This is a genomic window from Marivivens niveibacter (assembly GCF_002150005.2).
GTDB lineage: Bacteria > Pseudomonadota > Alphaproteobacteria > Rhodobacterales > Rhodobacteraceae > Marivivens > Marivivens niveibacter.
The window spans coordinates 739377-756473 of sequence record NZ_MSPP01000001.1 but is presented as its reverse complement, the minus strand read 5'-3'; the positions used below and the strand labels follow the sequence as shown (position 1 = coordinate 756473).

At 55.9% G+C, this 17097-nt stretch carries 3 protein-coding genes and 1 tRNA gene; 2 read left to right on the top strand and 2 right to left on the bottom strand.

Features of this window, described 5'->3' with window-relative positions:
- Positions 1-38 precede the first annotated feature (38 nt).
- On the top strand, positions 39-11939 hold the full coding sequence (locus BVC71_RS03650; RefSeq protein ID WP_086450247.1) for a DUF7507 domain-containing protein: 11901 nt from the start codon (positions 39-41) through the stop codon (positions 11937-11939).
- Between the two features lie 12 nt (positions 11940-11951).
- Positions 11952-15269, top strand: a complete 3318-nt coding sequence (locus tag BVC71_RS03645) for an RHS repeat domain-containing protein (protein ID WP_086450246.1) — start codon at positions 11952-11954, stop codon at positions 15267-15269.
- Between the two features lie 51 nt (positions 15270-15320).
- Here BVC71_RS03645 and BVC71_RS03640 read toward each other — a convergent pair.
- A tRNA-Thr gene (locus BVC71_RS03640) sits at positions 15321-15396 on the bottom strand.
- Between the two features lie 42 nt (positions 15397-15438).
- Positions 15439-17094 carry an ABC transporter permease gene (locus BVC71_RS03635; RefSeq protein ID WP_086450245.1) on the bottom strand — a complete coding sequence of 552 codons (1656 nt, stop codon included), beginning with the start codon at positions 17092-17094 and terminating at the stop codon, positions 15439-15441.
- Positions 17095-17097: the final 3 nt, after the last annotated feature.

The following is a 17097-nucleotide window of genomic DNA, read 5'->3' as shown; positions in this document are numbered from 1 at the left end:
ACAGTTTAAACGCCAAGGTCGGACGACAAGGGACACAGATGACAAAACTACTCCATGCTTTTGGAGCAATGGCACTCGCAACCCTATCGTTTGTGCCAGACCACGCAGCCGCCACATCCTTTACGATGACTGTCCCAGGCACAAATATCAGCCTGCCGTCAGAATACCCCGAAGCTGGCGGCGTGGCCTTTGTCGTTATCGGTGACAACGGAAACATCTATTATCAGTTCTCCAACCCACAAGGCGCGTTTGTTGGGTTCCAAAATCGCGGTCGACCCCGCCAATTTCGCGGCAACCCGTTTACAATCAACGACCCCGTTGAACTGAATTGCGGTTTCTCATCCTGCTCTACCTATTTTGGCGGGGGCATTGCCCAAGTTTACATCCGCTTTACCGCTGATGACGGCGATACCTCGCCCGGCAACTTTGACGAAGACGATATTTTCCTGATTTTGAACGGGTACAACGTTGGTAATTGGTCCGACGTGACCGCAGAATCCACGAACACCACAGGAACAGTCAGCTACGGGTTCACATCCGGATTCTCAGACCGCGCAATCAGCACAGGTTGGTTTTCAAGTTCAGACCCGGCTCTGGCCAATTCGATCCTATCGACGGGCCAGACCACGACCCAAGTTTTCGACCGCGATCCCAACGATAACTATTGGGATTTCAGCGCTGGCGAAAACATCCGCAATAACGATCTGATCACCGTCGCCCCAGGGTACGAGATTGAAAAAACCGCAGATCGCAGCAGCTATGCCGCAATTGGCGAAACGGTGAACTACACCTACACAGTAACCAACATCGGATCGGTACAGATTACCGACATCGCCATAAACGACGACAAAATCCCGTCGGTTACTTGCGACACCACGACCGTGGACGCCACAACGAGCGGCAGTGGGTCCGCGCAGTTTGCGACCTGCACAGGGTCCTACGTCGTCACCCAAGCCGACATTGACGCTGGTGAAATCACCAATATCGCAACCGCATCGGGTACGCCGACCTATGGTAATTTGGGCAACGTCAGCGATACCGTCACCATCACCGGCCCTGCGCGCACGCCTGTCCTATCATTTGAAAAAACTGCGGATGTCGCGTCGATCGCCGCAGCGGGTGACATCATCACCTACACGCTGAGCGCCACGAACGACGGCAATGTCACGCTGACCAATGTTGAGGTGACAGACCCGAAACTCCCGTCGCTTTCGTGTATCGCAGCATCGCTGGCACCCGGCGATGATCTGACCTGTTCGCAGGCGCATACCGTCACCCAGTCCGAATTTGAAACGGCGGTGAATGGCAGCCCAATCACGAACACAGCAACAGCGCGTGCCGATACACCGCTTGGGACCACGATCAGCCAGACCGACACGGCCACCGTTGCAGCATCCGCGCCGCAGATTTCCCTGACCATCGACAAATCAACGGGTGCGACCAGCTACTCTGCCGTTGGTGAAACCATTGTCTATTCGATTGATGTGACCAACACGTCCAACGTGGCTTGGCCATCTGCGCCAACTGTCAACGACAGCATCGCGCCTGTGAATTGCCCAACAGGCGGCGTAGCCATCGGTGCGACGGTTACTTGTAATGCGACCTACGCGATTACGCAGGCTGATCTGGATGCAGGATCATTGCTGAATACGGCAACAGCATCCATTTCGGTTGCAGGTCAATCAGCCAGCCAGACCGACAGTGTCACGTTGATAGCAACGCGTACACCACTGTTAACGCTCGATAAATCTCTGAACGATGGATCGGCCACCACCTATGCGGCGACGACCGACACGATCGATTACGATTACACCGTCACCAATGGTGGCAACGTCACGATTGAAAACCTGACCGTCACCGATGATCGGCTCGCGGTGACTTGCCCCGTCACATCGCTTGCGCCGTCAACGACCACTGTTTGTACGGCAACGGAAACGGCGATCACTCAAAATGATATCGACGCTGGGGCCATCACCAATACCGCCTATGCCAGCGGCACAGCCGCCACGTTGGGCGAAGCCGTGCAATCGAATTCCGATCAGGTCACGGTCAACGCCGAACAAAACCCTGCGATCAGTTTGGACAAAACCGCTGGCAATGTGCCTCCGCCGCAGTTTGTTGCAGGTCGGACGATCACGTACACCTTTGATGTCGAAAACACCGGCAACACCACGTTGGTTGGTCCTATCACGGTTGTGGACGATAAAATCGGTACGTTCGAATGTAACCCGGGCAACCTGGCCCCCACTGCATCAATCCGCTGTAGCCGCGATTACACGATAACGACCCAAGATCAGATCGCAGGCTTTGTGACCAATGTCGCAACCGTCCAAGACGCAAATGGCGATGCGTCAGCCCAAGATAGTGAAACCGTCGCCCCAAATTTTGATGGCGGCATTTCTTTGGTCAAATCGGCTGATGTGGCTTCGGTTTCATCGGCTGGTGAAACGGTTAACTACACCTTCACCGTCACAAACACAGGCACAGCAACCATTACTGAGCCGATCACCATTGATGACCCGCTTATCAGCGGCGTTGACTGTTCATCGCAGCCCGCTGCGTTGCTTGCAGGGCAAAGCTTTGACTGCACGGGCGCGTTAACGACAACGCAAACGCAGATTGATCAGGATAGCATCACAAACACGGCGATCGCTTCAACCAGCTACAATGGATCGACCTTTAGTTCGGCCCCTTCGACTGTCACAATCTCGGTGAATGGCGCGCCTTCGATCTCGATCGTGAAATCGGGCCCTGCCGAATTTACCGCCAAGGGCGAGGTTTTGACTTATAGCCTAACAGCCACGAACACCGGCAACAAAACGCTGTCCCAAATCGCCGTGACCGATCCGCTGATCACAAACATTTCCTGCCCATCCACGACATTAGCGCCGTCTGCTGCGATGACCTGTTCGGGCGATTATACTGTCACCCAATCCGATCTGGATTCGGGCACAATCACCAACACCGCAGCCGTTGCCGCCCGCACGCCATCGGGCGCGGCGCTGAACGAACCGTCGAATACCGTCATCGCAAACGCCGCCGCAGGGGCGCAGGTCGCCGCGGCCACATTGGACAAAACGGCCAATATTGCTGAAATCACCCAAGTCGGCGAACAAATCATCTACACATTGGCTGTGACGAACACCGGAACCGTCACGCTAAACAACCTATCGCTGACCGACGCGTTGGACAGCGGATGGAGCTGTTCCATTTCAACTCTTGCGCCCTCAGCCACCAACAACAGCTGTCGTTTCGCGCATGTTGTGAGCCAGTCGGAATTTGACTCTGGCAGCCTGACGAATAACGCAACGCTGTCTGGGGCACAGTTGGCGGTAGATGAAACAGACACGATCACTCTGCCCGTGGCTGGCCGAAACGCGGGCTTTACGTCTGTGAAAACAGTCGATCAGGATTACACCACGGTCGGCGATACACTGAACTTTGGCTTTACCGTCGAAAACACCGGCAATGTGACACTGTCGAATGTCACCGTGTCCGATGCTCAGCTAGGCCTGAATTGCGTTATCGGCACGCTGGCACCAGGTGCGATTGACACATCGACCTGTAGTGCGGCCCATAGCGTCACGCAGTCCGATATTGACGCGGGCAGCTATACAAACACGGCAACCGTTTCTGCTGACGCCCCCGCAGGCGTGACCGCACCCGCTGATCAATCGCCATCAGTGACCGCCAATGGCCCGACTTCCACCCCGTCAATCGATGTGACTAAATCCGGCCCTGCAAATTTCGCACTGAATGACACGCTGACATGGACGTTCAGCATTGAAAACACCGGCAATGTTACGCTGACGAATGTGACGATCAATGATCCGGCGCTGGGCTTCAGCTGCGCGGTTGGCACCATTGCGCCATCGCAGACCGTGACACAATGCGCTGACACAACACCGTTTTCGGTCAGCCGCACCGCAACCCAAGCGGACGTCGACGCAGGATCGGTTCAAAATACGGTAACGGCCTCTGGTTCGGCGCCTGACACAACTGTTGTGTCGGATACCGCATCAGTCCTGTCCACAGGCCCAGCGCGTGCGCCAGCGATTTCAATTGATAAAACCGCTGATACACCAAATTACGCGGCAGTTGGCGATACGATTGATTACACCATCACCGTCACGAACACCGGCAATGTCACATTGACCAGCCCGTTTGATGTCAGCGATCCTTTGGCTGATACCTTGTCCTGTGCAGCGGTCCCTGCTGCTGGATTAGCGCCCAGCGCGTCTTTTGTCTGTACCGCATCCTACGAGGTCACTCAGGCAGATTTGGATAGCGGTAGCTTTACCAATACGGCGACCGCGACAACCAGCGATCAAGGCGAAGAGCTGACCGTTTCAGATGACGCTACAGTCACAGCCGGACAAAACCCCGCAATTGCGTTGGCTAAATATGTGGCCGAAACATCCGCGTCGACCTATGGCGCTGTTGGTGACACGGTGACATTTGAATACCGCGTAACAAATACAGGCAATGTGACCCTGACCGATCCGATCACGGTGACCGACGATAAAATCCCTGCAGGTAGCGTTGATTGTAATCCCGGCACTTTAGCACCCGGCGCGAACGGCACTTGCACCTTGGTTTGGACAGCAGATCAGGCCGCAATTGATGCGGGATCGGTTACAAACATCGGCACAGCCCAAACCATATTTGATGGTCTGACCTATCAAGCAACGGATACCGCCACCGTAACCGCACGGCAAACCCCATCGCTGACGACCTTGAAAGAGGTCACAACGACCCCGCCCCTGTATTCGGCGGGCGAAACGATTGGTTACACCTACACCATCACAAACAACGGCAACGTCACGATTGATGGGCCATTCAGTGTGACCGACAACCTAATCGGGACCATCTCTTGTGGCACCGCTGGATCACTGCCCCCTGCCGCGACCACCAGCTGTACTGCGAACTATGTGGTGACAGATGGCGACATTTCTTTGGGCTCTACTGTGAATGTGGCGACCAGTGCCGGTACATTTGACGGGGCCGCGATTGAATCCCCACCAACTTCGGTGATTTATCCTAACGATCCTGTCCTTTACCCGCCCGCTTTGTCGATCGCGAAATCAGCGGATGCTGTGACCTATGACACCTTGGGGCAGGTCATTACGTATACCTACACAGTGACAAACACGGGCAAAGCTGATCTGAACGGCGACATCAACGTCATCGACAACAAGATCGGCAGTTTTATCTGCCGCGATACCGCGACCTATGGCAACTTTGCCGTTGGTGACAGTTTTGACTGTACCGCACCCTATTCTGTCACGCAGGCAGATTTGGACGGCGAAGAACTTTCAAACGACGCCTATGCCGATACGGTCTACACCTATGGCGGCACAAACCAGCTGAGCGTTGTTTCCGCCCCTGACAATGTAACCATCACAACTGCGGGTGCGCCTGCGTTTGCGATCGTAAAAACGGGCGATGCTACGGCGTTCCCTGCGGTTGGTGACACGGTCACCTTTACGATTGAGGTTCAGAATACCGGCAACCAGACGCTGTCCAATGTGATCGTCAGTGATAACATGCCCGAGCTGGCTTTGTCCTGTACCGACGGCACCAATCCTGTAACCATGCCGCAAACGATGTCTGTGGGGGATAGCTGGACCTGTACTGCGCCCTATACCGTGGACCAAGACGACATTGACGCACAGACCATTATCAACACGGCAACCGTACGCGGTGACGACCCCAAGGGCGTTACCATCACGGCGTCTTCGACCGTTAATCAGCCCGTCGAACCCGCCGCGCCGAACCTGACCATCACGAAAGAGATCACATCGACCGTGATCGGCGGCGTTGCCTTTGGTGCTGTTGGTCAAGACATTGAGTACCGTATCACAGTGACAAACACTGGTAATGTGACCCTGGCCGATGTTTCCATCACAGATGATCTGGTTCCAGGAACCTGCGACATTGGCACGCTGTCACCAACGGACACCGATAACAGCTGTACCTATACATACACAGCTACGCAGGCCGACATCGACGCCGAAAACGGCCCAGCGCCGTATTACGGCGGTGTCACGAACACGGCGACTGCAACCTATTTGCCTGTACATCCAACCGGCACAGAACAATCGGTCTCTGACAGCGTTTTCGCGCGTGGCCCAGACCACATTCTGGAATTCACGTTGCAAAAAACCGCGTTGGACACGGGATTTGCCGCAGTTGGAGATACATTGGATTACCAATATGTCGTGGCCAACACGGGCAACGTAACCCTGACAGCCCAACCTGTCATTTCTGACGACAAAATCGGAACGGTGACTTGCCCTGCTATTGCACCGGGGTTGGCCCCACGCGATTTCGTTTTGTGCACGGCCACGTACGCAGTCACCCAAGACGACGTTGACGCGGGGTTCGTCACCAACGTCGCCGAAGTCACATCGACACAAATTCCAGTCGCAACAACCACTGCTATTGATGACGCGACAGTCACCGGTACACGCAGCCCCGCCATTCGCGGCATCAAAACCGCCACAACCAATTTTGGTACTGATGGACGGGCAGATGCAGGCGATACGGTCGACTACACCTTTACAGTTTCAAACACGGGCAATGTGACGCTGTTTGATATCAACGTCACAGAAACCGCCTTTAGCGGTACGGGCGGCGCTCCGACTATTACCTATGATGCAGGCGGCGCATATCTGGGCGGCGATGCGGCGACCATTGATTTGCCAGTGGGGCAAAACCTTACTTTTGTGGCGACATACACCCTGACGCAAGACGACGTCGACGCCGGTGACATTGAAAACAGCGCTACAGTTAGCGGCACGGCCCCTGACGCCTCTATCGTGTCAGACGTCACTGGCGCAACGCAGGCAGATGATGACGCAACCATTGTTGATCTGCCACCTGTTGGCGCGGTCGAGGTTTTAAAAACCGTCAGCAACGCCCCGGTTGCCCCCATTGCAGGTGATGCGGTCACTTTCACAATCACAGCCGAAAACACAGGCAATGTGACTTTGTCTGATCCGGTTCTGACCGACACACTGACCCGCAAAAACGGTGCGTTGTTGTCAACAGATGCAGCGCCCGCCTATGTCAGCGGCGATACAGACACTGACGGCGAAATCGATACGGGTGAGGTTTGGACCTATACCGTGTCCTATACATTGCAGCAGGCCGATATTGATGCAGGTGGTATCAACAACAGCGCAACCGTAGCTGCCACAACGCCTGCTGGCGCGACGGTATCGGATATTTCGGATGACGGTACAGGACCGGGTAACAAACCTGCGTCGCTGGACATCACTGCCTTGCCATCTATCGAAACCGAAAAAACTCTGACCAACGCGGTATCAGTCGCAGGCGAAACGGCTGAGTTTGCAATCACGGTCCAAAACACAGGCAATGTGACGCTAACGGCCATTGCGCTGACTGATACGCTAACCCGCGCTGATAGCACTGTTCTGACGCTGACCTCTGGGCCGACCTTTACGGGCGCGGATCTGGGCTCTGGTCCTGCATCGTTGTTGCCAAATGAAACGGCGACCTATTTGGCGACCTATACCCTGACGCAGTCCGATGTAGATGCAGGTGGTGTTTCCAATACCGTCATAGCCCAAGGCGCAGCGCCCAGCGGGCAAATCGTCAATGACGAAGCGGACACTCCTGCAACACTGACAATCGCCGCGGCCCCAGCCATCACAATCGCAAAATCGCGCGCGGTTGGGTCTTTGGCCAGCTATGACACGGTTGGGGATGTTCTGGACTATAGCTTTGTCCTGACCAACACAGGCAACATCACGTTGACTGGTCCATTTACGGTATCCGACCCGTTGATTGAAAATGCAGGCGGATCGCTGACCTGCGGGGCTGGCCCGTTGGGGCCAAACGATACGCTGACTTGTTCGGGCAGCTATGCCGTGACCCAAGCAGACATTGACGCAGGGTCCGTTGCAAATACAGCGACCGCATCGGCCGAGGTCGGAACACCTGCCACGTCAAACACCGTGACAATACCGGCCATCCAAACGCCAGACATCGACATCGTGAAAACAGTGGAGCCAGTCCCCGCAGAAGAGTTCGTCGTCGGCGCGATCATCGAATATACCTATACCGTTACCAACACTGGCAACACGACCCTGACTGACCCGATCACGGTAGCTGATAACCGCATCGATACTGTGGACTGCCCTGCATTACCTGCGGGTGGTTTGGCGCCTGCCCAGTCGATCACCTGTTCTGCAGATTATGTGGTGACAGCAGACGACGTTGATTTGTTCGTGGTGACCAACCTAGCTACGGCACAAAGCGGCGATCTGTCGTCGCTAGGCACCACGGTCAGCATCCCAGAGGCCGCAGTCCCTGCCCTGTCGATGACAAAAACGGCCGCAGATGGCGCAACATTTGCGGCGGTTGGTGACGTTCTGGATTACACCTTTACAGTCGAAAACGCAGGCACGCGCCCGTTCGTGCGTGATGTAATCATCGTTGATCCGCTGATTGGTGATATCACTTGTTGGACCGCAACGGCTGGCGATGAAACCTTTGCGCCGGGTGATACAGCAACCTGTTATGGGTCCTACCCCGTCGTTCAGTCTGATCTGGATAACGGCGAGGTCGTCAATCAGGCCTATGCCTCGACCCAGTATGGCGCAGAAAATGACGAAGTTGTTTCGGACCCACAGGCAGTTACTGTCCCTGCCGCAGGTGGGGCGAACCTAAGCCTGACCAAAACGGCAAATCCCACTGTGGTGGCGGCTGTCGGTGAGGTTGTGACATTTACAATCACAGCGCTCAACGACGGCAACCGCACTTTGCGCGCGGTCACAATTGATGATCCAATGATTGACGCGCTGACCTGTACGGTCGGCGGGACCGCTGCGTCGATAGGGGCCGAACTTGCACCGACCGAGGCGCTTGAATGCACCGGCACATATACCGTGACACAGTCGGATTTGGATGCAGGGACACTGACCAATACGGCATCTGCATCTGCAGTGACGCCAAAAGGATCTGAGCTCACCGCAACGGCCACGGCGAACGTCACTCTGCCCGCGCAGTCGCCGGCGATTGCATTGGCCAAAACCGCAACACCGAATGAATTTGGCGCTGTGGGATCGTCACTGACCTATCTGCTATCGGCGCAGAACGTTGGAAACGTCACGATGTTTGATGTGACGATAACCGATCCAATGGCGCCAAATCTGGCCTGCACGATCGAAACGCTTGCGCCAAATGCCGTATCGGCGCCGTGCAGTTTCAGCATCCAAGTGATCCAAGAAATGGTTGATGCGGGTGATATCGAAAACACAGCATCGGTCACTGCCGCGACCCAACTGGGCACTTACGTGAGTGATAGCGCCACGTTGGTGACAGATGGCCCAGACCAGTTACCAGCGGTGGAAGCCACAAAAACAGCATCCGCTGTCGCACCTGTGGCAGGCGAAGTCATCACCTACACCCTCACGGTGGAAAACACGGGCAACGTCACGCTGTCGAATATCGCGCTAACCGATACAATGCAGCGCGTTGACAACACCGCCGTGCAACTGGATGCGCCATTCGCCTATGTGGCGGGCGATGACGGCGATGGACTACTTAATGTAACCGAAGCATGGATTTATACCGCGCGTTACACCGTGACCCAGACCGATCTGGATGCGGGCGGAGTGTTTAACTCTGTCGATGTGACAGCCGTGTCGCCGCAATTGGTATCGGTGTCGGATACCTCTGATGACGGAAATGACACCGACGGCAACACCGCCGACGATCCGACCGAGACATTATTCGTGGCTGGCCCTGCACTGGATGTCATAAAAACCGTGACCACCGCCGGCTCCGCAGTCGGCGATGTTTTGGAATACACCATCACTGCGCGCAACATCGGCAACGTGACCCTAAATGCCCCTGTGATAGCCGACACGATGACGCGCTTGAACGGCGATGCGATTGCGGTGACGCCGACGCTGGTTTCGGGTGCTGCACCAATTGCGCCGTCTGAAATGTTGGCGTGGACGGTAACCTATACATTAACCCAAGGAGACATAGATTCAGGCGGCATTTCAAACACAGCAACGGTCACCATGACTGCGCCAAATGATGTCACCGTGTCTGATGTCTCAGATGACGGGGATGATGCGGATGGAAACACCGCCGATGATCCGACAATCACACGCTTTGCCCCTGCGCCAGAAATGGACATCACAAAATTGGTTGGTCAATCGGGCGACAAGGCCGGTGATCCTGTCACTTTTGACGTCTATGCCCTGAACACTGGCAATGTCACGCTGTCGAACGTCACGCTTGTCGATACGATGACCCGCGCCGATGGCACGCCGATTTCGGGGATCACAGCGACCTACGTCACCTCTGATTTCGGATCGGCCGAAGGCACTATCGTTCCGGGTGAGACCGCCACTTACGAGGTGACTTACGTCCTGACACAGGCAGACGTCGATGCGACCGGGCTGGAAAACCAGATCACCGCGACTGCAACCTCGCCTACTGGAGCGACGCTGTTTGACCTGTCAGACAACGATGCAACATTAGGTGGTGATACGCCGACCGAATTGTACATCGCCCCTGCACCAGTGTTGAACGCAACCCTATCGACAGATTTTGCCGAAACCGCCGCTGCGGGCACTTTGGTTCCCTACGTCATCACTGTTGAAAACACAGGAAACGTGTCGCTGGATGCAGTGTCGTTTGACGAAACCCTGTGGGACGGCACAGGCAGTGCATCAGGCTTTGCCGCTGTGCCAGCCTACGTGGACGGCGATGCCAACAACGATGGTTTGGTCACACCCGGTGAAATCTGGACCTATTCGGTCGCGGCGACCCTGACAGATACAATTATTGAAACGGGCGTTCTAAGCGCTTCAGTCGATGTATCCGCCGCGACGCAAAACAACGCCATTGTGTCAGACGTATCTGACGACACAGATGACTCCGATGGCAACACAACGAACGACCCCGAGGTCATCGCATTTGGCCCAAGCGATTTGTTTGTAGCCACCAAAACCGCCAACCGCGAAACCGTTGGTGCGGGTGATGTTGTGACCTTCACACTGGATTTCACCAACAATTCGGTCAGCGATTATAGTGACATTGTATTGGTGGACCGCATGCCAAACGGTCTGGGCTATGTGCCGGGATCCGCCACAGTCAATGGCGCGGCGCGTGAACCAGACATGGTCGGATCCAACCTGACTTGGGACAGTGTTGATATCTCTGCGGGCAACAGCGCGACAGTGACATTCAACGCCCGTGTGACCCAGACCCTGTCGGATGGCGCGGAAATCGTTAACCGAACCTTTGCTGAAAATGCAGCCGGCCAACGGATTTCGACCATTGGCACCGTTACCCTGCGCATGACACCCGAAGGCGTGTTTGATTGTTCCGATGTCATCGGCAAAGTCTGGATCGACACAGATGGAAACAACCGCCAAACCGAAGGCGAAGCAGGCGTTCCAGCCACGCGTATTGCGACCCAGAACGGTCTGTTGATTACGACCGATGCTTTCGGGCGGTTCCACGTTCCATGTGCGGCCCTGCCCCGCAGCGAAGGATCGAATTTCACCATCGAACTGGATACCCGCAGCTTGCCTCAGGGCGTGGGCGTTTTGTCGGAAAACCCGCGCAGCCTGCGTTTGACGGCTGGCATGGCGGCCGAGATGAACTTTGCCGTAGGCCCATTGGTGCCAGTGCAGATCGCGCTGACCAGTGACGCTTTTGGCGACGACGACCAATTGCCAGAACCATTGGGCTCAGCAATCGCTACATTCGTCGCTGATCTGTCTGGCCAGCCATCGCAAATCGAACTGGTTTATATCCTGTCTTCGACCGACAGCGACGCCGTCGCGTTGGATCGTTTGGATATGGTTGAAACCGCAATCAAACGGGCGGCACGTGCACAACGCGGAACGCCGATCACGGTTATCAAAACCGTTCAATACCTACAGTAAAGAGCAAGAGCAATGATGACCACCAAACGCCGCTTTGCCCTTTTACTGTCTACCGCCGCGATCATCGGCTCTGCCGGTGTGGCCCAAGATGGGGCTGGTTTTGCAATCGTCGTCGGCGGTGCGCCCGTGTCAGGTGACCGTGCGCTGGCCAACACCCTGCCAGATCGCCAAATCCCGCAATTGCAGCAGGGACGCATCGATGTCATCGCCGATGGACTGGCGACGCCGCGCGTATTGGATATGTCGATCCGCGTAGATCAAGGCCGTGCAACTATTCAAACGCTGTCCAACTATCCAGCGTTTATATCGGCCAGCGAATTGCGCATTTATGACGGCGGGAAACTGGTGTCGGTCCACCCTGCCCCTATCGGCCAAAATGTGACCATTGCTACGCAGGAAAATCAGCGGATCGCGTTGCGGGTCTATGGGCAAAATGGGCGCTATGACGAAACCGTTGCGATCCCTGTCGATACCGACCGCTCTTTTGATACATCGCTGTCTTTGGCACATCGGTCTATCGCTGTTACAGGTGGAGCGGTGACGGTCAGCGCGACGGATTTACCCGCAGGCGCGTCACTGAACGCGTTTGGTGATCAATACACCGCCGGCCCAAATGGCCGCGCCGTGATCCAACGCATTTTGCCAGTAGGCAGCCATGTCATTACGGCCTCGGCCAATGGTGCGGCATCTGTTTCCCCCGTCATCACTATCCCGAACGGTGAATGGGAAACCACGGGCCGAGCCGAGCTTACCTATGGCAAGTCATTGTCATCAGGCGATACATGGAACCGCGGCCAAATCGCATTTTATACCAGAGGCCGTACCGCAAACGGTTGGTCCTTTGTTGGCGCGGCAGACACGGGTGAACGACCCGTCGATCAGCTGTTTAATGGTTTCGCTCAGTCAGACCCGCTGAACCTATTGGCGCGCCTGAATCCCGATTTGGCCTACGCGACATATGGCGACGACAGCACCGCGACCAACGATGCGCCAACCGATGGTCGTTTTTATCTGCGCGCCGAACGCGATGGATCATATGTGATGTGGGGCAATGCACGCGCTCCGCTAACCAGCACCGAATTGATGCGCAACGAACGGGCCATCTATGGTGCGTCGGGTCGCTATGAAATGCCCAGCCGCACAACAAATGGCGACCCGCGTTTAACGGTTTCGGCTTATGCGGCAACGCCGGATTCGCTCTCAAACCGAGACATCCTGCGCGGCACGGGCGGCTCGGTCTATTTCCTCAACGAACAATTCATCGCTCCCGGATCAGAGATTGCCTCTATCGTCGTGGCGGACCCTGACACCGGTCGCGTGATTTCCCGCCGATACCTAACTGCGGGCACCGATTACGACATCAACTATACCCAAGGCCTGATTACATTGGCCGCCCCGCTATCTGCGGCCGTTGTGGACGATGGCGCTTTGGTCGCGGCAGCGTCCGACCAAAACACGCAATCTTTGGTCGTTCAGTATGACTATGCGCCGACGGGCGATGACATCGACGGATATGCCTATGGTACCCGCGTCGAAGGGTGGGCAAATGATCGGCTGCAAATCGGCGCAACAGCGACTGTCGACAGAACTGGTTCTGCCGATCAGACCGCGCAGGGCGTTGATATAGCGTATCATTTTGGCGAAAGCAGCGTCATCACAGCAGAGGCTGCGATGACACGCGGCCCAGGATATGGCGCAGAGTTTTCTGCAGACGGCGGCAGTATTTACGAAACCACCACGCCAACCGCGGGCAACGGGCGCGCATTCAAATTGAATGCAGAAATGGCGCTGAGCGATCTAGGCGCAGATGCTGATGGTCAGCTGCGTCTTTGGTCGGAGCGGTATTCGGCTGGGTTTTCGACACCTGACCGCCAATTCCAAACGGACCAAACCACGACAGGGTTCGACGTCACAGTCAATGTATCTGATCGCCTAGCCTGGGGCATTGCCGCAGAGCGCATTCAATCGGGTCAATCGAAAGAAACCGAGGTGATCGGCGAATTGTCCTATGCGGTGTCTGACCGATGGGAACTGGATTTCGGTATCAGCCACACCGACAAAACCGATACATCTAATCCAACAGAAAACGGTCGTCGCACCGATGCCGCAGTAAAAGCGACCTATGCGCCGAACGATGACTTATCCGCATATGCATTCGGCCAGTCGACTCTGCACCAGTCTGGCGCTTTATCGCGCAACGACCGTATCGGCATTGGTGCGTCTTATGCGTTTACAGACACCCTATCCGCTGCTGCGGAAGTTTCGACTGGCACCGACGGCACGGGCGGCCTGCTGCGACTGGATTACGACAATGGCACAACGACAACCTACTTCGGCTATGAACTGGCTGCAGGGCGCACCATCAGCGGCGTGGATTTGGTCGGCCGCGACAAAGGACGTTTCATCACTGGCGGTTCCTCTCAGCTGACCTCTGACCTGAATGTTTTTTCCGAAAACAGCTATGATATGTTTGGCCGTCACCAATCTATTGGATCAACCTTTGGTGCTGAATACCGTCTGACCAACAGCGAAACGATCAGCGCGTCGTTTGAAACGGGGCGTATCATCGACCCAGCTGGCGATTTTGACCGCAACGCCATCAGCTTTGCCTATGACGCGACATATGAAACCAAAAACGCCTTCAGCGCACTGTTGGAATATCGTCGTGACAACGGAACCCTATCCGCAACCGAGGTCGATCGCGAAACGATTGCGGTCGTGATGGACGGCATCGTGCGCATCAACGATGATAAGCGTGTCTTGCTTAGCTTTGATGGCATCCGAACCATTGGCGATGACGCCACCCTGCCCGCTGGCGACTATGTGCGTGCAAAACTGGGATACGCCTACCGCCCGACGACGAATGACCGCCTGAACGTATTGGCGTCTTATACCTATTTGGCCGATGACTATGGCCAATCGACAGACGGCACAGATGACGCAGCGCCATTGCAGCGGAGCCATGTCGCGTCGATCAACACCATCTATGATTTGACCGACCGATGGACAATCAGCGGCAAAATCGGCGCCCGCATCAGCCAAAGCGCCACAGACGCCGCATCGGCCTATACCGATAATGACGCATGGATTGCTATCGCCAATGCGCGATACCACCTGCCACATGAATGGGACGCGCTGGTTGAACTGCGCTATCTGAATGCCGTGGATGCCGATTTCGCCCAAGGCGGCGCACTGATCGCGCTTAGCCGCAAGGTAACAGATTCTGTGTCATTGGGCATCGGTTACAACGCGACCGATTTTTCGGATGACCTGACGGATCTGACGCGCAACGACCAAGGTGCATTCATCACGCTCATGGCCGAATTCTAAGGCAATGAGCCATCTACGATGACCACGATACTGTCGATGTCTGGGATTTGATGGTGCCCCCACACGGACTCGAACCGCGGACCTACTGATTACAAATCAGTTGCTCTACCAGCTGAGCTATAGGGGCACTGGGCGGGGTATTAGCCTGACAAATCGAGGGCTGCAACCCCTATCGGTTCGCTCTTGCAAGAAAACCAACGGCAGCCAAACCGACCAGCGTAATCATCAGCGCTGCTGGGGCCGCTTCGGTCAAGTTTTCAAGGCTCGCCTTGTCATAAACGCGGGTGGCAAGCGTGTTGTAATTGAACGGACGCAGCAGCAGTGTGGCGGGCAATTCTTTGACGCAATCCACGAAAACCAACAACAAAGCCGACCCAACCGACGCGCGCACCAGCGGCAGATAGATTCGGTTCAGAACGCCGCCTGCTGATTGTCCCAATGAACGTGCCGCCATAGGCAAGCTGGGCGCAACGCGGCCCAATGCAGCGTCAGCAGTGCCTTGGGCAATTGCAAAGAATCGCACGACATAGGCCAGCACCAAAGCCGCAGCAGAACCTGTCATGATCAAACCAGGGTCCCAGCCTGTGATCGAAAGGATCGCATCAGCAACGCGGTTATCAATTGCGGCCAATGGCACAAAAATGCCCAATGCCAGAACAGCCCCCGGTGCGGCGTATCCGATCGCAGTGACCGGCATCAAAATCCGAGGCAGGTTTTTACCTGACAGTCGCACGCCATAGACCATGACGACACCGCCCAACACGGTCAGAATCGCGGCAGCTCCGCCTACGACCAGCGTATGGACCAGTGCCCGCAGCAAACCTGGCGCAACCCATTCTGCCGCGACCATCGCATGGGTCGACAGAACGTAAACCGGCAGGACAAAGCCGATCAGCAGCGGGATGATACAGACGAAACTGGCCAACCACTTTGCCGGACCTTTGATCGCAACAGGCGACACAGGGCGCTGACCCCGTGCCGACGTGAAAAAGCGGCTTTTGCGGCGGGAAAATTTTTCCAATGTGACCAGCATCACGATCAAGCCCAAAACCAGAACCGCGATTTGCGCAGCTCCGCCCAAATTGCCTGCCTGACGCCATGTCGAAAAAATACCCGTGGTCAGGGTTTGAACGGCAAAATAATCAACGGTGCCGAAATCATTGACCGTTTCCATCATCGCAACGGCGCAGCCTGCTGCAATCGCGGGACGCGCCAAAGGCAGACCAACACGCCAAAAACGGCCCCATGGTCCCACACCTAATGCGCGGGCGACTTCGTACCCTGCGCCGGATTGTTCACGAAACGCAGCACGCGCCAATAGATAGACATATGGGTATAGCGACGCGGACAGCACCACGACCGCCGCCCAACGCGTGCGTACCGCAGGAAACCAATAGTCAGACGGTCGCGACCAGCCGAATGTGTCACGCAATGCCGTTTGAACAGGACCCGCATATTCAAACAAATCCACCAACGCATATGCGCCGACATAGGCAGGCACAGCCAAGGGCATAAGAAGCGCCCATTGTATCCACTGTCGTCCTGGAAACTGGTACATCACAACCAGCCAAGCAGCCCCGGCCCCAACCGCCGCTGTCACAACGCCCACCGCCGACATTAAAACCAGCGTATTTCCCAAATAGCGCGGCAGCGTGGTAGACATCAGGTGCGGCCAGATATTGTCGGTCGGCGTGGCCGCAAACCAAAGCACCGCTGCAATGGGCGCAAGCACCAACAGCGCAATCAGAATCGACGCTGTTGACCATGGGTCGAACGACATGCGACGTGCTAGAGGGCTGTAATTCTGAGCAGTTTCATCGGACATAAA

Excerpts from the sequence above, each read along its gene's own strand:
- BVC71_RS03650 (WP_086450247.1), top strand. The coding sequence starts at position 39 with ATGACAAAACTACTCCATGCTTTTGGAGCAATGGCACTCGCAACCCTA.
- BVC71_RS03645 (WP_086450246.1), top strand. The coding sequence starts at position 11,952 with ATGATGACCACCAAACGCCGCTTTGCCCTTTTACTGTCTACCGCCGCG.
- BVC71_RS03635 (WP_086450245.1), bottom strand. The coding sequence starts at position 17,094 with ATGTCCGATGAAACTGCTCAGAATTACAGCCCTCTAGCACGTCGCATG.